This window comes from Paenibacillus sp. sgz302191 (assembly GCF_057749925.1).
In genome coordinates, this window is sequence record NZ_JBYLHY010000011.1 from 122,829 (window position 1) to 143,875 (window position 21,047).

General features: G+C 58.8%; 12 protein-coding genes. All 12 read left to right on the plus strand.

Going from position 1 to position 21,047, the window contains the following annotated elements; all coding sequences use genetic code 11:
* The first annotated feature begins 21 nt into the window (after window positions 1-21).
* Genes AC3G2T_RS17535 through AC3G2T_RS17590 form a run of 12 tightly spaced genes read left to right on the plus strand, consistent with a single transcriptional unit; the run spans window position 22 to window position 21,037 of the window.
* Window positions 22-3,135 carry a cyclic peptide export ABC transporter gene (locus AC3G2T_RS17535; RefSeq protein WP_488436347.1) on the plus strand — a complete coding sequence of 1,038 codons (3,114 nt, stop codon included), beginning with the start codon at window positions 22-24 and terminating at the stop codon, window positions 3,133-3,135.
* Complete coding sequence (locus tag AC3G2T_RS17540) at window positions 3,135-3,836, plus strand: thioesterase II family protein (protein ID WP_488436348.1); 702 nt, start codon at window positions 3,135-3,137, stop codon at window positions 3,834-3,836. The genes AC3G2T_RS17535 and AC3G2T_RS17540 overlap by 1 nt, the downstream gene beginning before the upstream one ends.
* Entirely contained in the window at window positions 3,836-5,119 is a 1,284-nt protein-coding gene (locus AC3G2T_RS17545; protein ID WP_488436349.1) for an ACP S-malonyltransferase, read from the plus strand. Before AC3G2T_RS17540 ends, AC3G2T_RS17545 begins: the two co-directional genes overlap by 1 nt.
* Before the next feature lie 3 nt (window positions 5,120-5,122).
* Window positions 5,123-6,289 carry a pyridoxal phosphate-dependent aminotransferase gene (locus AC3G2T_RS17550; protein WP_488436350.1) on the plus strand — a complete coding sequence of 389 codons (1,167 nt, stop codon included), beginning with the start codon at window positions 5,123-5,125 and terminating at the stop codon, window positions 6,287-6,289.
* Window positions 6,290-6,301: 12 nt separating this feature from the next.
* Window positions 6,302-6,700 carry a VOC family protein gene (locus AC3G2T_RS17555; protein ID WP_488436351.1) on the plus strand — a complete coding sequence of 133 codons (399 nt, stop codon included), beginning with the start codon at window positions 6,302-6,304 and terminating at the stop codon, window positions 6,698-6,700.
* 12 nt (window positions 6,701-6,712) lie between these two features.
* Entirely contained in the window at window positions 6,713-10,501 is a 3,789-nt protein-coding gene (locus AC3G2T_RS17560) for a non-ribosomal peptide synthetase (protein WP_488436352.1), read from the plus strand.
* A gap of 46 nt (window positions 10,502-10,547) precedes the next feature.
* Window positions 10,548-10,892, plus strand: a complete 345-nt coding sequence (locus AC3G2T_RS17565; RefSeq protein WP_488436353.1) for a 3-hydroxyacyl-CoA dehydrogenase NAD-binding domain-containing protein — start codon at window positions 10,548-10,550, stop codon at window positions 10,890-10,892.
* Window positions 10,871-11,032 carry a hypothetical protein gene (locus AC3G2T_RS17570; protein ID WP_488436354.1) on the plus strand — a complete coding sequence of 54 codons (162 nt, stop codon included), beginning with the start codon at window positions 10,871-10,873 and terminating at the stop codon, window positions 11,030-11,032. The genes AC3G2T_RS17565 and AC3G2T_RS17570 overlap by 22 nt, the downstream gene beginning before the upstream one ends.
* 11 nt (window positions 11,033-11,043) lie before the next feature.
* Window positions 11,044-11,295 carry an acyl carrier protein gene (locus AC3G2T_RS17575; protein WP_474681217.1) on the plus strand — a complete coding sequence of 84 codons (252 nt, stop codon included), beginning with the start codon at window positions 11,044-11,046 and terminating at the stop codon, window positions 11,293-11,295.
* Window positions 11,296-11,299: 4 nt separating this feature from the next.
* Complete coding sequence (locus tag AC3G2T_RS17580; protein WP_488436355.1) at window positions 11,300-12,337, plus strand: HAD-IIIC family phosphatase; 1,038 nt, start codon at window positions 11,300-11,302, stop codon at window positions 12,335-12,337.
* Window positions 12,334-13,629, plus strand: coding sequence for an ACP S-malonyltransferase (locus AC3G2T_RS17585; protein ID WP_488436356.1), 1,296 nt, complete (start codon window positions 12,334-12,336; stop codon window positions 13,627-13,629). Before AC3G2T_RS17580 ends, AC3G2T_RS17585 begins: the two co-directional genes overlap by 4 nt.
* Entirely contained in the window at window positions 13,589-21,037 is a 7,449-nt protein-coding gene (locus AC3G2T_RS17590; RefSeq protein WP_488436357.1) for an amino acid adenylation domain-containing protein, read from the plus strand. The genes AC3G2T_RS17585 and AC3G2T_RS17590 overlap by 41 nt, the downstream gene beginning before the upstream one ends.
* Window positions 21,038-21,047: the final 10 nt, after the last annotated feature.

The following is a 21,047-nucleotide window of genomic DNA, read 5'->3' on the forward strand; positions in this document are numbered from 1 at the left end:
CGTTCTACGGAAGGAGGGTTTATGACGAAAAAAAGAATGTCGTTCATACGGACACTGTTGTTGTTGTTGTTTTGTCTGTGTTTGACCGGCTTGTGGATCGCTCTCTGGCCGGCGGCTGCCGCAGACCGGGCGTTCCCTGCGGATACGATCGGGACGTGGATCGACGGCAAGTGGAAAGAAAGCGGCATTCCGGGCATGTCGGTCATCGTCGTCGATAGCGGCGGAATCGTCTACAACCGCAATCTCGGCTACGCCGATGCGGAGCGGCGGCAGGCTGTCGGCGCGGATACGCTGTTCGAGCTGGGGTCGCTGTCGAAAGCTTTTACGGGGCTTGCGGTTTTGCAGCTTGAACAAGCGGGGAAGCTCAAGCTGAGCGATCCGGTCAGCCGCTATTTGCCCTGGTTTAAAGTGAATTTCGAAAACGGCAGCCCGGAAATTACGATCGGCCAACTGCTCTACCAGACAAGCGGAGTTCCGTTCAAATCGATCGGCTTTCTTCCGCAGGACGATGGAAGCGGCATGTTGGAAAAAACGGTCCGGACGCTGATCGGGACAGAACTTTCCGAGACGCCGGGCAAACAGTTTTTATACGCCACGATTAACTACGATGTGCTTGGGCTTATCGTGGAAAAGGTCGCCGGCGAGCCGTTCGACTCGTATTTGCAAAACCGTGTGATCGGTCCGCTGGAGCTGAAGCATACGTTCGCCGGGTACGGCAACGTGACCGGGGCCAAGCCTTCGCAGGGCTTTAAAGTAGGCTATTTGTCCTCCAGGCCGTATGATGCGCCGCCGTTCAGCGGCAATACGCCGGCAGCTTATGTGATTTCGAACGCCGGGGACATGGCGCGTTGGATGATGCTGCAGATGGGCACGGCGGCAGGAGGCTCGTTCGACCGCTCCCTGATAGACCGCTCGCACATCCCCGACCGGACCGTCCCGCCGAATGGCGACGGTTCGTCGTACGGAGCCGGATGGGCGATCTATCAAAAGGGCGGAGGCGAATGGAGCCACGGCGGGACGAATCCGACGTTTTCTTCGTACATCGTGCTAAGGCCCGAAGAAAAGATTGGCGTAGCCGTTCTGGCGAACATGAACTCCGATTTGACGAGCAAGATCGGCCAAGGCGTTATGGACCTCATGCTCGGCCAAAAACCGGAGAAAAACCCGGTCGACTATTATACGCAAATCGACCGGGTCGCGATGTGCATGCTCGTTTTTGCCTTCCTGGCGGGCGCGGGGCTTTTGTACTCGTACGGACAGACGGGCATGGAGATCGTCAAAGGCAATCGTTCGTTTGCCGGAATCGGCAGGGAAACGCTCGTTGCGGCGCTTTTGTCCGCATTCTCGCTTGCGGTTTGCTTGACGGGCCTCTATTTTTTGCCCAATTTGTTGTTCTGGGAGCTGCCGTGGAGCTTTGTCGAAGTGTGGGCGTCCCCTGCGGTTTTGCTTGCGGTTCGGCTCTTCGCTGTCCTTATGATCCTGTATGCCTGTTACGTTATGGTATGCCGCTTATACCCGCTGCCCCGGGAAAAGCCGGTGCTGACCATCGTCATGATGAGTTTGCTGAGCGGTTTCGGCAACGCTTTTATCGTGTTCATGATCAATCAGTCGTTTCAGCAGGGCGAGAAGTTTCCGACGACGCTGTTCATGTATTTTGTGATGGGAATTTTATTTTACGTCTATGCCCAAAAAATCGTTCGCACCCAAATGGTGCGTTTTGCCAATCAGATGCTGTATGAGAAAAGAATGGAAATTGTCGATCGTATGCTGGCCAGCCGTTATGCCAATCTGGAGCGGATGGACGCGGGCAAAGTCAACGCAGCGCTCATCAGCGATACGGAGACGATATCCAATTCGATCAATATGGCCATTTCCGGGATTACCAGCGTGATTACGCTGCTGTTTTGCTTTATTTATCTCGGTTTTCTTAACGTGTACGGCTTGCTTATTTCCACGGCCATCATTTTGGCGGCGGGCACGATCTTTTATACCGTTTCGGCGAGAGTCAATCGTTTATGGGAAATTACCCGGGATATTCAAAACGTTTTTTTCAAATTTGCGGACGATTTGATCAAAGGGTTCAAAGAGCTCTCGCTCCATGCGCGAAAACGGGACGAATTTCAGCAGGATATGGAGGGCAACAGCAGGCTCTATAAAGACAAGCGTTCGCAGGGCGACTTGATGTTCGCGGACGTGTACGTGATCGGCGAGCTGATGTTTACCGTCGTCATCGGGGTCGTTGCCTTTTTGTTTCCGCAAATATTCAAACAGATGGGAAGCGCCAATCTTCGCAACTACGTATTCGTGTTTCTGTACATGACCGGCCCGATCAACGGCGTTCTGAACGCCATCCCGCAAATGATCGGCATCCGCATCAGTTGGAAACGCGTGAACGCTTTGCTGGACGAACTGAGCGTACAAGCGGGGCGTAAAGAAAGCGTTCCTGCGGGGGATAAAGCGGAAATTGCCGATACTGTGACTGAATTGTCGCTCGAGCGCGTCGTCTATCATTACCCCGGCGGAGGAAGCGCCGCTTTCAAGCTCGGGCCCGTCGATTATACGTTTCGCGCGGGCGAGATCGTATTTATTACGGGAGGCAACGGCAGCGGGAAGTCGACGCTGTCGAAAGTGATCACAGGACTCAGCTCTCCTGATGAGGGTGCGGTTCAGGTGAATGGCAGACCTGCCGAAGCAAGCGAGCTTGGCGAGTTGTTCTCCGTCGTGTTCAGCGATTTTCACTTATTCGAGCGGATATACGGCCTGAATGTGGCCGGCAGGGAACAAGAGATCGACGAATATTTGCACCTGCTTCAGCTGAAAGACAAGGTTGAAATTCGAAACGGCCTTTTCAGCACGACGAAATTGTCGTCAGGTCAGCGGAAGCGACTCGCGCTCCTGCTGTGCTACTTGGACGACAGGCCGTTCTACTTGTTTGACGAATGGGCGGCCGATCAAGACCCTGAGTACAGGGACTATTTTTACACCCATTTGCTCAAAAGGATGAAGCAGCAGGGAAAGGGGGTGATCGCCATCACTCACGACGACCGGTATTTCCATTTGGCGGACAAAGTGCTCAAGCTGGAGTTCGGTCAAGTTACGCATGCGGAACAATACGCGCTCCAAAGGAGGTCGTAATGAATTTATTTTGCTTGCCTTATGCCGGCGCGACGGCGTCGATTTACAAGAAGTGGGAGCAAGAGCTGGGCGGAGCGATCCGCATTCAGCCGCTTGAGCTCCCCGGCCGGGGACGAAAGTTCGGCCAGTCGCTCTTAAGCTCGATGGAGCGGTTGATTCAGCACGCCTTCGAGGATATCCGGGAGCGCATCGGCCAGGCCGATTACGCCTTGTTCGGCCACAGCCTCGGGGCGGCCATGGCTTTTCGCCTTGCCGAGAAGCTGGAGCAATCGGATTTGCCGAATCCTCATCATATATTCGTTTCGGGGGTTTTGCCCCCGCACGAGCCCAAGCCTTACCGCATCGACCCCCATCTGGCTGATCCGCAGCTGATCGAGCAATTGAGGCTGTTGGGGGGACTTCCCGAGGAAGTCGGGAACAGGCCGGATTTAATGAAAATTATGCTGCCGATCATCCGCGCGGATCTGCATGCGCACAATGACGATCCGCCCAGGCAGCTACCGGGCCGTCACGTTCAGTGCGGAATGACCGTACTTTACGGCAAGGAAGATCCGTTAACTTCCGGAGATATGAGGGGCTGGACAGCGTATACGGCTGGCGAATGCCGGTTCGAGGTTTTTGACGGCGGCCACTTCTTCATTCACGATTTGCAAAGCCAGGTCACGTCGCTGCTCGTCTCGACGCTGCAAGAGCTTGACTAATGAAAGGGGAGATGATGATGATCCGGACAAGCATCCTGTTTCCCGGACAAGGAGCGCAGTACGTCGGGATGGGGGCTTATTTGACGAAACGGTATGCCTTTGCGAAGTCCATTTATGCGGAGGCGAGCGATGCGGCCGGTTTCGATCTGCTCCGCTTAAGCGAAGAGGGGCCGGATGACCGCTTGACCTTAACGGCTAACGCCCAGCCTGCCATACTTGCCGCCAGTTATGCGGCGTTTGCGGCGCTGCAGCAGGAGACAGGCCTGGAACCGGCGTTTTTGGCCGGCCACAGTCTTGGGGAAATTACGGCGCTGGCCTGTGCGAAAGCGATTCCGTTCTATGCGGCGGTGAAGCTCGTCCGCCGCCGTGGGCAGCTGATGCAGCAATCGGCGGCTCCGGGTTTCGGGGCGATGATTTCGGTGATCGGCCCCGATGCGGAGACGGTGGAACGGGCGTGCGCCGAAGCGAGCGGCCCGGGCTGCATCGCGGTTGTTTCCAATTACAACTCCGCTGAGCAGACGGTCATTTCCGGTCACCGGGAGGCGGTTGAGCGCTGCGCCGAGCGCCTTGGCGGGAGCGGGGCGAGGATCGTGAAGCTGAACGTGAGCGCGCCTTTTCACAGTCCGCTGATGGAGGACGCCGCTGCCGGATTCAGGGAAGAGCTGGAGCGGATCGTGTACCGGCCGCTGAAATATCAGGTCGTATCCACCGTAACCGCTGCGCCTTACGAGGATGAATCCGCCATCGCCGGGCTGCTCGAACGGCAGTTGACAGCCCCCGTCAAATGGGTGCAGGCGATGCGGTATATGATCGAGCAAGGGACCGCTTTATGCATCGATACGGGCCCATCGGCCGTCGCCCTCAATCTGTTGAGGCAGGCGGCCCCTGCCATGAAGCTGTTCGCCTACGATAAAGAGCAGGACAGACAGCGTCTGCATCTCATGTTCCGCCATACGCGGATTGATGCGCCTTCACCCCGGTCCTTCGTTTCCCGCTGCTTGGCTATCGCGGTATGCACGCCGAATTCGAACTGGAATACGGCCGAATACGAGGCGGGCGTGTCCAAGCCTTACAAAGAAGTGCATCAACTGCAGCTCGCTCTCGATGAAGAGGACAGGCTTCCAAGCGAGGAAGAAATGGCGAGGGCGCTGGATATGCTGCACTCCGTGTTTCAGACGAAAAAAACGCCGATGGACGAGCGCCGCATGCGCTTCGAGCAGCTGATGAGAGAGACGGGAACGGAAAGTTTTTTTCTTTCAAGAGAAAACCTTAAGGAGGGCTAAACCATGCTGCAGGTGAAAGACAATATCCGCTACCACGACGAGCGCTTTCTGATGTTCGTTCTGGACCAGATGGCTTACGACTATGAGAAAGAGGGCAAAGAAGTGATACGGATGACGCTCGGCAAATCCGAGCTTCCCGTCCGGGACGCAATTACCGATTCCATGGTCGGGGCCATGCGCAATTTTTCCAAAAGCACGCTCGTATTCCCGGGAGGATTGCCCGAGCTGAAGGAGGAGCTGTCCCTTCATTACGCGCAGCGCTACCAACTGCAAATTCCGCCGAAAAACTTCGTGATCGGCGTCGGCACGAGCTCGCTGTTCCGCAACCTGTTCCAGGTGCTGCTCAAGGAAGGGGACGAAGTGCTGCTTCCTCATCCGTATTACTCGCTGTATCATTTCAGCGCCCTGCTGGCCGGAGCGACCGTCAAATATTACAACATCGACCTGTCGACCATGGCGCTGGACGTGGACTCTTTTAAACAAAATTTTTCCGCCCGCACGAAGGTCGTCGTCATCAATTCGCCGGGCAACCCGCTCGGCAACATTTTGACCCGTGAGGAATTGTACCAAATCGATGCGATCGTAGGCGGGCAGGCGGTCGTCATTAACGACGAGATTTACGCCAACATTTGTTTCGACGAGCCGGGGGAGTCGGTCATGCAGCTCGAAAATACGGCTTCGACCTTCATTACGACGAACGCGTTTTCCAAAGGGTACCGCATGTACAGCAGACGCGTCGGCTACTGCATCGTTCCCGACGAGCTGGTAACGCCGCTGACCGTCATTCAGCACCATACGCTGCTGACGCTCGACCCCGTCGTCCAATTCGGAGCGATCGAGGCGCTTCGCCACCAAGAGGACGTAAAGGAGCTGGAGGCGCTTTACAAAGACAGGCGCGACTATACGCTGGAGCGGTTCAAGGACGTGCCGCTTGTCAAAGCGCTTTATTCCAAAGGCGGATTTTACATCGTGCTGGAATGCACGGAATTTATGAAAGTTCACGGCATCGGGACGAGTCTGGAATTGGCGGAAAAAATTATGGAGCATTGCTGCGTTGCAACCGTTCCGGGTTCCGATTTCGGCCTGCCGGGGGCGCTGCGCCTTTCGTTTTCGAGCAAGCAGTATCATACCGGCATCGACCGACTTGTGTCGTTTTTTCAAATGATCTAGAAAGCAGGGTGGATGCATATCGGAAAGGTTCATCATGTCGGATGGGTCGTGAGCGATATCGAAGCTGCCATCCTGTCGGTTAAGGCGCTTTTCGGCAGCGGCTGCGTCGTGCGCGAGGTTGTGGAGGACTCTGCCAGACAAGTGCTGGTTTGTTTTGTAGAGGGGGATTACACGATCGAGCTGATACAGCCGGCCGGCAAAGGCTCTCCGGTGTACGATTTGCTGCGCCGGGCGGGTGCGACGGTTTACCACGTCTGCATACATGTCGAAAGCATCGATGCGGAACTGGAGCGGTTAAGCGGTCTGGGCGCGCTCGTCGTATCGGGCAAAAGTCCCGCCCCCGCTATCCAAAACCGGAATGTGGCTTTTATTTACGAAAAGCATCTTGGACTAATCGAATTGCTGGAGTAAGGGGGAAGCCAGATGGCAAATGCTGTGCCGATAGCCAGGGAGCAGGTCGAGGATATTCTGATGCTGACTCCGATGCAGGAAAGTATGCTTTTCCATTATTTGCAAAGCGAAGAGGCGCTCGTTTATTGCGAGCAGGCGGGTCTGGAAATGGAAGGCGGGCTGGACATTCCGGCTTTCTACGGAGCGTGGAGAAAGCTGGCGGAAGCCAACGAGATGCTGCGCACCGTCATTCGGTGGAACGACCGCCACAAGGCCGTGCAAATTATTAAACGCGAGCATGACATTCCGATTGACGAGACCGATTTAAGCGGCGTACCGGAAGAGGACATGCCGGCGAGGCTGACGGCTCTCCGCGAAGCGAGGCTGAACGACCGGATCGACGTGAGCGCGGCTCCGATCCGTATTTTGCTGTGCAAACGGGCTGCGGACAAATACGAGCTGCTCCTCGATTATCATCACATGCTCATCGACGGGTGGAGTCTTGGCGTTATTTTGCAGGAATTTCTTACGGGCTATCATGCGCTTAAAAGCGGCCGACCGCTTGTGATGCAGCGGAAAACGCCGTACAAAAGCTACATCAAATGGCTGCACGAACGGGATAAATCCGCCCAGGAATCGTATTGGCGGGCGTATTTGGCAGGCTTGCGGCAGCGTTCGGTAATTCCGCCGGATCGGCCCAAGCTCGCGGATGCGCCGTCCGCCGCTTCCGTAGCCTGCGCGTTCGGCGAGCCGATGACGGCCCGGATGCGCCGGTTTTGCTCGGAGCGGCAGCTGTCGATGGCGAGCCTGTTTTACGGAGCTTGGGGGGCGCTGCTCCAAAAGTACAACAATACGAGCGACGTCTGCTTCGGCGTGACCGTATCAGGCCGTCCTCCCGAAATTGCGGGAATCGAGCACATGGTCGGCCTGTTTATCCAAACGCTGCCGCTTCGTCTTGCGTCTGCACCGAATGATACCGCAGTCGATTATTTGCGAAAAGCCGCAGCCGATTTATCCGGCAAAGAGGCTCATGCTTCCATCCCCCTGCTGGATTTGTCGGCCTACAGCGAGATGGGCGGCGGCACCCTGCTGTTCGATTCGGTGATCGTCATCAAAAATTACCCGCTGGGGCGGGGAAGTCTTGCTGAGACGGACGGGCTGCGCGTAAGCAAAACGTACGTGCACGAAGAAACGAATTTCGATTTGACGCTGCAGGTGTCTTTGCAAGAAAGCATTCATATTGATTTTCACTACAACGCGCAGCTTTATGACGCGGAGACAATCGAACTTCTCGCGCTTCGCTACCGGCGAATGATCGACGGATTCATGGAGCGGGCCGATCTGCCGATGGCCGGCATGGAGCTCGTCACGGCTGAGGAAAAAGCGGAGATCGGCAAGCTGTTTCACGATACGGCGGCCGATTGTCCGGAACAGACGATTCCGCAGCTGATATGGCGCCATTCGCTCCAAACGCCTGAGCGGGCCGCCATCAGGTATGAAGATCGGCTGCTGACCTATGGGCAGCTGCGGGAACAGGCGCTGCGCATCGCCGCCATGCTAAGAGCGAGCGGCATGCGGGAGCAGGAGCGGATCGCCCTGTACGTTCCCAGGTCGCCGGAGATGATCGCGGGCGTCCTCGGCATCCTGGAAGCGGGCTGCATCTGCGTGCCGCTCGACCGGAACCATCCGGCCGAACGGACGCTTGCGATTCTGGAGGACAGCCGCTCGGCCGCCATGCTTGTGCTGGACGAAGCGGATGCCGCCGCCGGCTTCGACGGCACCGTGCTGCCGATCGCTCCCGGCAGGCCGGCTGCCTCCGCTAGCGCGGAGCAAGCGGAGGCGGCGACGCCAGACGCCTCGTCTCCGCAGAGCGTCGCGTATATGATCTACACGTCCGGCTCAACGGGTAAGCCGAAGGGCGCGATGCTGCATCACCGCGGAATTGTCAACCACGCCTATGCCAAAATTCACGAGTTGGGCATCGGTGCAAGCGACAAGGTCGGCAGCAATTTCAGCGTAAATGTAGTTGCCTCGATCTGGCAAATATTGTCTCCGCTGTTTGCGGGTGCGGAGCTTGTCGTCTATTCGGAGGAGGTGGAGCGCGATCCGCTGGAGCAGTTCGCACGGATCGAGGAGGACGGCGTAACCGTCATCGAGCTGATACCGTCCGTTCTGAACGCCTACGTCCGCCTGCTTGAACAGGGACAGCCGGTGCTGCCTTTGACCCGGCTAAAAGCAATCGCGCTCACTTCGGAAGAGACGAAGCCCGTGCTCGTGAATCGGTTTTACAGCTATTACCGGATTCAGCTCGTAAACGCCTACGGGCAAACCGAATGCTGCGACGATACGCTCCATTACCGCATTCCGTTCGCAACGGATACGGAGCGGGTGTTGATCGGCAGGCCGGTGATGAATATGCGGCCATACATTTTGGACCATCACGGCATGCTCCAGCCGCTCGGCATGATCGGCGAATTGTGCGTCGCGGGAGCGGGCGTTTCCTACGGCTATTGGAATCGGCCGGACATGAACCGGGACAAGTTTATCGAGCACCCGCTGGAGCCCGGCGTTACGATGTACCGGACAGGGGATCTGGCCTCATGGCGGCAGGACGGGTCGATCCGCTATTTGGGGCGGGTCGATCACCAGGTCAAAATAAGAGGAAACCGGATTGAGCTGAATGAAGTCGAAAACGGCATGGTGCGATTGCCGGAAATCCGCGAGGTTGCGGTCATCGTCCGTGCCAATGCAAGAGGCGAGGATGCGTTATGGGCGTTTTTTACGGCTGCTTCCGCGCTGACGGTCGTCGTCATTCGCGAGTTTTTAAGGAAAAAGCTGCCGTCGTATATGATTCCCGAACAATTCGTGCAGTTGGATCAAATGCCGCTGATGCCTAACGGCAAAATCAACCGCCATGCGCTTCGCGAGACGGAAGCCGGCGCGCTGCCCGCCGGAAATGCCGCCGCCGTGCCGGAAGGGGAGCTGGAAGAGCGGATTATGAGCATATGGGAAGATGTGCTGCACCGGGACAAGCTGGGCGTCATGGACAGCTTTTTCGATGCAGGCGGCAATTCGCTGCTCATTTTGCAGCTTGCCGCGCAGCTGAACGATGCGTTCGGCGTCAAGCTGGCGGTGACGGATCTGTTCGCCAACGCCACGATCCGCAAGCAGGCGTCGTTCATTCGCGGCATGACGCACAATGAAAAGATGGAGCAGGTTCCGCTTCGCTCGATCGTCATACCGCAATGGGACGAGGAAGCGGCGGCTTCGGCGGAGCTGTCCGTTTTCGAAGCCTCGATGCCGGCCGGGGTATGGCACATGCTGCACAAAGCCGGTTCGCAGCGGGAATTTCAGGCGAGCGACATCGCTGTCGCCGCTTTGGCTTTGCTGCTGAACAAGCTTTCCGGGCAGGATGAGATCACCTTGTATGAGCTGCACCCGGATCAAGCCAGGATCAAGCCGCTTTATTTCGATTTTCGCGCGATGGAGGGAGTGCCCGCCCTGCTGGCCGCTTACGCCGATCAAAAGGCGGGAAACGGCGGCCGCTGGCTGGCGCCGGAATCGTTCCTGCTCCCGGCCCAGACGCCGAAGTCGTCGCTGCGCCCGCTTGTCGTTATTCGCGAAGAAGGCGGGCAAGCCTTCGCCGATTCCTCCTTGCCGGCGATGTTTAATTTGCTGGTCGAATGGCGGGAGACCGGTCCGGAGGCGGCGGCCGTAACGTGGCGGTTATCCGGCGGCGGGCGCTTTAGCAAGGAGCAGGTGAAGCAGTGGGTTAGCGCACATATGAAATTAACCGTATATACGGCGGAAAATCGGGTTTAGTCCATAGAATCCAAAGAATCCAAAGAGTTCATAGGGGGAACTTTCCATGATGGTTGGAGTTGTTGGGGCTGGGGTGATGGGGGCCGGGGTTGCGCAAAATCTGGCCTCCAGCTCGCACGAAGTGCTGTTGATTGACCATTCGCCTGCGGCGCTGGAACAGGCGCGACGGCGAATTGAGCGCGAGCTGAAGCTCGGTGCGTTTTACCGGCGCAGCGAAACGGACGAACCGCTCGGCGCGGTCATGGAGAGAATTCATTTTGATACGAATATTCAAGTGCTGGCGGAAGCGGAGTACGTCATTGAGAACGTGACGAAAAGGTGGGAGATCAAGAAACCCGTTTACGAAGCGATGGAAGCGATGGATCGGATTTGTCCGGAACGATCCGCATAACGGACGAGCTTCTGGCGAGCATGGGGAAATCGTACGTGCTGGTGCAGGATGCGCCCGGTTTCGTATCCAACCGGATTTTGATCGACGCCGGCTTGTACGGGATGAAAAGCGGAAAAGGCTTTTACGAATATGACAATTAGGGGCGATTATCGTGGACGAAATCCAGAGCAAAGTCAAGGCGTTTCTCGGCAAATACATTCGCAAGCAGTATCGGGATGACGATCATTTGTTCGAGCTCGGTCTGGTGAACTCCTTGTTCGCTATGCAATTGGTCAACTTTTTGGAGAAGACGTTCGAATTGTCGGTAGAGAACGAAGATTTGGAGATTCAAAACTTTCAGTCGGTTCAGGCTATTTGCCGATTCGTCGAACGAAAAACGGCCCCTGGGCGAAAGACGGGGTAGACTTATGGAAAAACCGGTAAAATGCGTAGTTTGGGATTTGGATGAAACGGTATGGACGGGCGTGCTGCTTGAGGATGAGACCGTGAGTTTGCGGCCGGGCATCGTTGCCGTATTCGAGGAGCTGGACCGGCTCGGCATATTACTGTCCGTAGCCAGCAAAAACGACGGCGAACACGCGCTTGAGACGCTTCGCAGCTTCGCTATCGACCACTTTTTTCTATATCCGCAAATTCATTGGAACGCCAAATCGTCGTCGATTCAAACGATCGCCCGCGAATTGAATATCGGGACGGATGCCATCGCGTTTGTGGATGACCAGCCGTTCGAGCGCGACGAGGTGGCCTCCGTGCTGCCGGAAGTGCTGTGCATCGACGCCGGAGACATCGTTTCCCTGCTGGACATGCCGAGGATGATGCCGAAATTCATCACGGAGGATTCCAGAAACCGCAGGCTGATGATGAAGGCGGACGAGCGGCGTAAAACGGCCGAAATGGCGTTCGCAGGGCCGCAGGAAGAGTTTTTGGCGTCGCTCGGCATGCGTCTGTCGGTCCATCCGGCGGCTGAGGAAGATTTGCAGCGGGCGGAGGAATTGACCGTCCGGACGCATCAGCTCAATTCCACCGGCATTACGTTTTCTTACGAAGAGCTTGCCTCGTTCATTCATTCGCATACACATCTGCTGCTGGTCGCCGAATTGACGGATACATACGGAACGTACGGCAAAATCGGGCTGGCGCTCGTAGAGCGCGGCGCGGACAGCTGGACGCTCAAGCTGCTGCTGATGTCATGCAGGGTGATGTCCAGAGGAGTAGGGGGCGTGCTGCTGCAGTTCATCGTGCGCATGGCCAGGGAACGGGGCGTAAAGCTGCTGGCGGAGTTCAAACCTACGGACAGAAACCGGATGATGTACATGACATTCAAGTTCGCCGGATTTAAAGAAGCGGGCGGAGACAGCGGCCTTCTGCTGCTTGAATACGCTTCGGACGCTGTGCCGCCGCTGCCGTCTTATGTGCAGGTGGAAGAAGCGGGGGTGCGGCAATGACCAGGCTTGCGATGTTTTTCCCGGGCCAGGGCTCGCAGCATACGGGAATGGGGCAGACGCTGTATGACACATCGGCGGCGGCGCGCCTCTGCTTTGAAGAAGCTGAAGACACGCTCGGCATGGATATTAAAAAGCTGTGCTTTTCCGGCACGTTCCGCGATCTGTCCCGCGTCGATCTGATGCAGATTGCGCTGCTGACGGTGTGCAAGGCGGCTTTTTCGGTGTATATGGAAGAAATCGGAATTTTACCGGACTTTGCAGCCGGTCACAGCCTGGGAGAATACAGCGCTTTGGCATGCTCGGGCGCGCTCGGCTTTGCGGATGCGCTGCGGATCGTGGAGCTCAGAGGCAGGCTGACGCTGGAATTGGCCGAGCGGGATATCGGCTGCATGATGGTCGTACAGGACGCGGACGAAGAAGAGTTGATCCGTCTGTGCGGTGAATGCTCGGCGGGCGATGATATCGTCGCCCCCGCGTGCTTCAACTCCCCGCGGCAGACGGTGGTCGCGGGCACGCATCAGGCGCTGGCAAGGCTGGAAGCCGCCTTGTGGCAGCCGCATATCGTCACGACGCCGCTGTATAACAGCGCGCCGTTTCATACACCGTTAATGAACGAAGCGGCGCAGCGGCTCGCCGAGGCGGTGGCGGCCTGCGCCGTCCAGCCGTTTCGCTTTCCCGTCTTATCGGGCGTCACGGCGGCTCCGTACCGCGATGCCGGCGAGCTTGCCGCCAGTCTCGGCGGGCAGCTTGTCCGCCCCGTGCAATGGCGGAAAATACTTGATTATGCGGAAAGCCGGCGGGTGGATGCGGCTATCGAAATGGGGCCCAAATCGGTGCTGAGCATGCTGGTCAAAGAGAATGGGAAGCCTTTTGCCGCCGTATCTTACAGCGTGGCCGGGGATGCCGAACAGCTCCCCTGGCTTGCGCCGGCACATTCAGGCTTGCCCGCGACAGGTTCGCAGTACCATTTTATCGAGCTGTGTTTGGGCATCGCGGTCAGCGTCAAAAATTTGAACCCGGACAGCCGGGAGTATGAGCTGGGCGCGGCTCAGCCTTACGAGCAGTTGGAACGGCTGGCTGACGAGGCGGATGCGGCGGGGCTGCCGCCGACCGTTCCGCAGATGAGAGAGGCGCTCCGGCTGCTCATGCTGATTATGGACACCAAGCGCGTTCCGCCGGAGGAACGCAAAGACTATTACGGGAAGCTGCTGCGCGATACGGGAACAGCATCCGTCTTTCAGGAGGAAATCGATGTTGAGCCAAAGCTTGTTCGAACTGCTGGATCAAGTTGAAATCGAGACCGAAGTGGAGGAAGTTACAACCAAGGAAATGGCGATTGTCGGCATGGCGCTGAACTTTCCGCAAGCCGGCAATGTGCGGCAATTTTGGAGCAATCTCCGGGCCGGGCTGGACTGCGTGACCGGGGTTCCCGGCCGCAGAAAGCGCGACGCGGAAGTTTATTTGCAGCGGTGTCTCCGTCAGGATTCGCTTGACGCACAGTTTGACGAGCTCGGCTATCTGGATGAAATTGATACGTTCGATTACGAGTTTTTCGGGCTGTCGCCGAAGGAAGCGAGCCTGATGGACCCTGCGCACAGGCTATTCCTGCAATGCGCGTGGCAGGCTGCGGAAGACGCGGGTTATGGCGACGGACGGCTGTCCGGGACGGATACCGGCGTGTTTTTGGGCTATTCGGCCAGCGAGCTGTACGATTACAAACGGCTGATCGGCGAGCTGGAGCCCGATTCGGCGGCGCTCGCGGCCGCGGGCAATATCATTTCCATGATGGCCAGCCGCGTCGCCTATGCGATGGATTTGCACGGCCCGAGCATGATGATCGATACGGCCTGCTCCTCTTCTCTGGTCGCGCTTCACGAGGCATGCAAAGCGATTCGGGCCGGCGACTGCAGCGCGGCGATTGTCGGCGGCATCCGGCTGAACCTTGTGCCGGTGCGCCGCCAGCATAAGCTCGGTATCGAATCGGCGGACAGCCGCACGCGCACCTTTGACGACAAGGCCGACGGTTCGACGCTCAGCGAAGGCGTGGCGGTGGTCGTCATCAAGCCGCTGCCGCAGGCGCTCAAGGACGGAGATGCCGTCTATGCGGTCATCAAAGGCTCGGCGATCAATCAGGACGGCCGCTCGAACGGCATTACGGCGCCGAATCCCGATGCGCAGGCCGCCGTTATCGAAAAGGCCTGGAAAGCGGCAGGCGTGCACCCCGAGACGATTTCCTACATCGAAATGCACGGGACGGGGACGAAGCTGGGCGATCCGATCGAAATGGAAGGGCTGATGAAGGCGTTCGTCAAATATACGGACAATAAGCAGTTTTGCGCCATCGGTTCGGTCAAATCGAATCTCGGCCACCTGGACAGCGCGGCGGGCTTGGCCGGGCTGATCAAAGCCGTGCTGTCCCTGAAGCACGAGGAACTGCCGGCCAGCTTGTACTTTAACAGGCCGAACCGGAAAATCCGCCTTCACCGTTCGCCGTTCCATATGAACGCCAGGCTGAACAGGTGGCCAAGAGGGAGCGAGCCGCGCCGCTGCGGCGTCAGCGCGTTCGGCATCAGCGGCACGAACTGCCACGTCGTGCTGGAGGAAGCGCCTGAAGCGCCGGCTCTTCCGGCGTCGCGGGAATCGTCCGCGCCGCGCATTTTTGCGGTGTCGGCCAAATCGCGGCACTCGCTGGTGAAGCTGGCGGAGCAGTACATCGAATGGCTGCGCGAGGAGCCTGCGGCGGCTTTTGACGATGTGTGCCATGGCGCATGTACGGGGCGGGGCCATTACAAATACCGGCTGGCTGTGATCGCCGACGGTTCGGACCTGCTTGCGGAGCGGCTGCGGATCGCCGCCGATCTGCTGCTGGACGGCGATGGCGATGCCGCGCTCCCCGGGCAGGGCATTTATGCGGGCGTCGTCACCGCCTCGGAGCGGGACGCCGAGCGGGCGACAGCCGAGGCGGGCCTGCTTGCGGACGCCCTGCCGCCATCGGAAGCGGAGCTGCGGCAAATTGCCGCTTTGTATACGGCGGGAGCGGACGTGCAGTGGCGCAAGCTTTATAAAGGAGAGCGGCGCGTCAGGACGCGGCTGCCGGTTTATCCGTTTTTGCGCAATCGCTGCTGGCTGGAGATGAGCGGTAATCAGCTGTATCGTTCGTTTTTTTCTTCAGAAGCGCAGCTGTTCGTTCCGGAATGGCGGCAGGCCGACAACGATCAGCCCGCCACCGCGCCGAACGGAGCCTTGGTCGTGTTTATGGATTCCGGCGGCATTGCCGAACAGTATGCCGAGCGGCACAACGCGCACCGCAGCAAATGGGTCGAGGTGACACTTGGACATGCGTTCGCCCAAACCGGTGAGCGACGCTTTACCGTCGGGCGGACGCTTGGCGATTACGAACGCCTAGTTGACCGGCTTCGTCCGCTCGGCGTCGCGGGCGTCGTCCATTTTGCCGCGTTGGACGATCTTGCGGAGGGGCCGCGTGGCAGCGGAGATAAGCTCGCTGACGGTTTGTTCAGCTTGTTCCTGCTCGTCTCGGCGCTGCGCGGCGGCGGTTGGAAAAGCCCGCTTCGAATGACGCTTATCGCCCCGCAGGCTTACCGGGTGTTGGCCGAGCAAGCGGCCCGGCAAGCGGTCGTCCGTCCGGAATTTGCCGCCTTTTTCGGCTATGGGAAAGTCGTCTCCTACGAGCTTCCCGGGTCAACATGCCGCTGCATCGACTGGGACGGCGGCTCCGCCGCGCACCTGCTGTTCGACGAGCTGGACAAGCCGTCGGACGACTATGTGAGCGCGCTGCGCGGCGGCCGCCGTTATGTCGAGCGGATCGCCTTGCTGGACTCGGCGGGGCAGCCGGCGGCTGATGCGGTTCCGATCCGTTCCGGAGCAACGTATGTCATTACCGGAGGCGTCGGCATCGTCGGTTTGCAGCTTGCCAAGGAGCTTGCCGCAAGCTGCTCCGTGCGCATCGTTTTGCTGAACCGGTCGCCGTTTCCGGCGAAGGCTTCGTGGGAGCGGGTGCGGTATGAGTACGAAATGGACCGCAAACATGAAACGCTCTACAAGCGGATGCGGCTTATGGAGCAGATCGAAGCCGGAGGATCGGAGGTCGTCTGCATGCAGGCGGACATTGCCGACGAGCGCTCGCTAAGCGCTGCGCTGGCGGACATCCGCGAGCGGTTCGGCCCGATCCGGGGCGTCATTCATGCGGCGGGCATCGTGCGCAGCTACGACGAGGTGCAATCGCCCCTGACGATGGAGACGCTGTGTGAGGATTTGTCGCCGAAAGTAGCCGGAACCCGCCTGCTGGACAAGCTGACGGACCGGGACCCGCTTGATTTTTTTGTTCTTTGCTCCTCGGTGATGACGCTGACGGGCGGAAACAACGTCGGCGGCTATGTGGCCGCGAACGCCTTTCTGGACGCGTTCACGGACGAGCGGAACGCGCGGGGCAAGCGGACGGTCGCCGTCAACTGGTCGACGTGGGAGGAGACGTTTTTTACAAGTGTGCTCGGAGCCGGAAAACCCGAATATGCGCGCCTGTACGGGCAGTACACACTTTTCAAGGTGATGTCGGGCGAGCATGCAGGCCACTATTTCGCACAGGCGTTGGCCGCGGGCTTGCCGAGGCTGATCGCGGGCCAGTTCAATCGCGATGCCGACATCGTCCGCATGCTCGATACGCTAGCGTTCAAGTTTGCGGACGAGACGCGGGATGAGCTGCTGCGCGAGCGGCTCCCCGAGGCGGCCGGTACGCGGCTGGAGGAGATCGTGGAGCAGGGCGGCGGCCTGCCCGATGTCGAGCTGAAAGGCAGGCTTGACGGCGCCTATTCCGCTGCCGAACGAGGCGCGGCCGCGGTATGGAGCCGCGTGCTCGGTTACCGGACGCTCGGCGTAGCCGATAACTTTTACGAGCTTGGCGGCGACTCGATCTCCATGATGAAGCTGATCGCGGGCATTGACAGGCAGTTCGGCGCGGAGATGAAGCCGACGGTGTTTATGGAGCTGCTGACGATTGAGCGGATGGCGTCCTGGCTCGACGAACAGAACCTTGGGGACAACCGGACGGCTCCTGTGTATCCGGCGGCGCTGCCCGAACCGGACAAGCTCGCCGAGCCGTTTGAGATGACGGAGGTGCAGCGCGCTTACTACATGGGCCGCAGCGACTATTTCGAGATGGGCGGCGTTTCGACCCATGCCTACTCGGAGCTGGAAACGAGGCTCGATCCGGCAAAATTGAACGACAGCCTGAACAAGGCCGTGCGGCGTCATCCCATGCTGCGCTGCGTCATTTTGCCGAGCGGCAAGCAAAAAGTGCTGGACCGCGTCCCGGACTACCGGATCGAGACGGAGGATATCCGGGCGCTGGACGACGCGCGGCAGCAGGAACGCATCGGAATGGAGCGCCGCAGAATGTCGCACGACGTATTCCGGCCCGAACGCTGGCCGCTGTTCGAAATCAAGGCGTTCCGCATCCGCGATGACGCGCACTATTTGTGCATCGGCTTCGACGTGCTGATCGCGGACGGCCTCAGCATGCAAATCATCGAGAATGACATCATGCAGGCGTATTTGCATCCGCACATCGAGCTTCCGCCGCTGGTGTTCACATTCCGCGATTATATGCAAGCCTACGAAGCGTTTCGGCGCTCCGATACGTATGCAGCAAGCAAAACATACTGGCTGGGCAAGCTGGACAGCTTCCCGGAGCCGCCTTCCGTGCCGCTCGTCCGGGAACCGGGGACCGTAGCGAAACCGACGTTCCGGCGGCTCGGCGCGATGCTGGGGGCGGCGGAGTGGCAGCGTTTCAAAAACATGTCCGCCCGGCACAGCGTGACGCCGTCCGCCGTCTTTTGCGCGATATACGCCGATGTGCTGTCCTATTGGTCCAATCAGCCCAGACTGGCTATCAACCTGACCGTATTCAACCGTTATCCGTTCCACCCTGATATCCCGAACATGGTCGGAGATTTTACGTCACTCATGCTTCTCGGTTTGGATCTGGGCACCGGCCTCGCGTTCTGGGACAAGGTGAAGCATGTTCACCGCACCATTCTGGAAGCGCTTGAACACCGCCACTTCGACGGTACCGAGATGATTCGGGAGCTGGCCAAAATCCGCCAAAAACCGAAAGCGGCGATGATGCCGTTCGTGTTCACGAGCCTTCTGTCCCAGGATTTTCATGCCGGAGGCTCGGGCGGCGACGTTCCCGGAGACGTGAAAATGAGAGTAAGCCAAACCTCTCAGGTGTATTTGGACTTTCAGCTGACCGAGCGCGGCGGCGTTGTCGAGTTGAGCTGGGACTATGCAGCGGAATTGTTCGATGAGGACATGATGTCCGGCATGTTCGAAACGTTCATGCACCGGGTGGAGCGGCTTGCCGCAAATGAAGGAGCAGCCGGCGGCATCCGGCTCCCGCAGGCGGAAGCCGAGCTGTACGCCCGCTTTAACGAAACGGCGAGGCCGCTGCCGCAGGCCGTCACGCTGGACGGCTTGTTCGCGCAGCGGGCCGCACGGCAGCCGGACAAGATTGCCGTCATCTCCGGCGAACAGGAGCTGACTTACGGGCAGCTGAGCAAACTTGCGCGGCAGTTTGCCATATATTTGCGCTCGTGCGGCATATCGCGCGGCGACTTTGTCGGCGTGTTGGGACGCCGCGACAGCAGCACGATTGCGCTCATCCTGGGAGCGCTGATGGTTGGGGCCGCGTATGTGCCCGTGGAGCCGGAATATCCGGAGGAGCGGCGGAATTATATCGTCGGCCACAGCGGGTGCCGCAGCCTGATCGACGCCGCGGCGGTTATCGGCAAGGTGCGGGAGTTGGATCTGGAGCCGGAGCTTCCCGGACAGCCCCTTTTTGCCGCGGAAAGCCGCCCTGACGATACGGCCTACGTCATTTACACGTCCGGCAGCACGGGGACGCCGAAAGGCGTCGTGATTACGCACCGGGCAGCGGCCAATACGATACTGGATATTAACGAACGGTTCGCTATCGGAGAAAACGACCGCATACCGGCCATCTCCTCTTTTTGCTTCGATTTGTCGGTATACGACTGGTTCGGGGCGCTGGCGGCCGGAGCGGCCGTCATCGTCATCGACAACCAGCGGGATATGCCCGCCCTGCTGCGCACCGCCGCTCAGGCCGGCGCCACCGTCTGGAATTCGGTTCCGGCTTTGCTGAATGCGATGCTGGATCATCTGTCTTCGGACAGGAGCCCGCTTTCGCAGCTGAGAGTCATCATGCTTAGCGGAGACTGGATACCTTTGCCGCTTGCCGGATCGGTCAGGGGAATATTTCCTACTGCATCGCTGTACAGCTTGGGCGGCGCGACGGAGGCGGCGATCTGGTCAATTTACTACCCGGTTGCGGAAGTGCCCGGCGAATGGAAATCGATTCCTTACGGCGTTCCGCTCGGCAATCAGCGCTGGTATGTGCTGGATGAGGAGCGAAGGATATGTCCGGTCGGCACTACGGGAGAGCTTTACATCGGGGGAGTGGGCCTCGCTTCCGGGTATTTGCATGACGAGGACAAGACGAAGCAATCGTTCATTGTTCATCACGAGTTCGGCCCGCTGTACCGCACGGGCGATTTCGGCGCGATGCGGAGAGAGGGCTATATCGAATTTCTCGGCCGGCGCGACCATCAGGTCAAAATTCGCGGTTATCGGGTGGAGCTCGGCGAGATCGAAAACCTCCTGCTGAAGCATCCAGGCGTCAAAGATGCGGTCGTCATCGACAAAAAGGACGCAGCAGGCCAGACGTACCTGGCGGCCTACATCGTTCGCGGCGGGGCTCTGCCGGAAGCGGACCGGGAATCGCTGTACGAGCACCTTAGCGCCCATTTGCCCGGCTATATGATTCCGGCCCGCTGTACGTTTCTTGATAGCATTCCGCTATCCGCGAACGGAAAGGTCGACCGCAAGCTGCTCCCGGAGCCGGAGCTTGCCCTGCTCGCGGACAAAGCGCCCGTCGAGCCGTCGACGGAGCTGGAGAAGCAAATATTCCGCATCTGGACAGAGGTGCTGGGTATGGATCGCTTCGGCATCAAGCAGTACTTTTTCGACATCGGCGGCGACTCGATCTCGCTCATGAGCGTTCACGGTAAAATCGAGAATATGTATCCGAACAAAGTGAGCATCGCCGATTTATTCGCGTATCCGACGGTGGAGACGTTGGCCGGAGAGCTGGCGCGGCGCTTAAACCCCGATGAATACAAGACCGTGTCGGTGCTGCTTCCCGCCGATACCCGCCGCTCCCTTGACGTGTTGGCCCGGCGCTGCGGGGTAAACGCTTACGGCATCTATCTGGTCGCGTTCGTTTTTATGATCGCGGACTTGAACGGTGAGCAAAGCGTAAAGCTCGTCGCGACGGACGAAGCGGGCATCAAGACCGCCCACCGTATTTCGCTGGCGGATATCGAGAGCGTGGAGCAGGGGGTGGAGGCGCTGACCGCCCGGTATATAACGGACTCCGTCCGCGTCGTTTCGCAAGCGGGCCCGGACTCGGGCGCGCTGATGTTCGCCAGGGAGGAGGCCGCCGTGAAGGGCGAATTCGCCGCAGCGCTGTGCATGTCGAAAGCGGAAGGTGTGCAAGCGCTGTACAAGGCGTCCGCAGATGCAAGGTCCGCAGAAGCAAGCGAAGCCGCGAAGGCGCTCTCGGACCGCTTCCGGAAGCTGCTGCACATTTTGGCGGAACAACTTTAAAAGGAGGAGG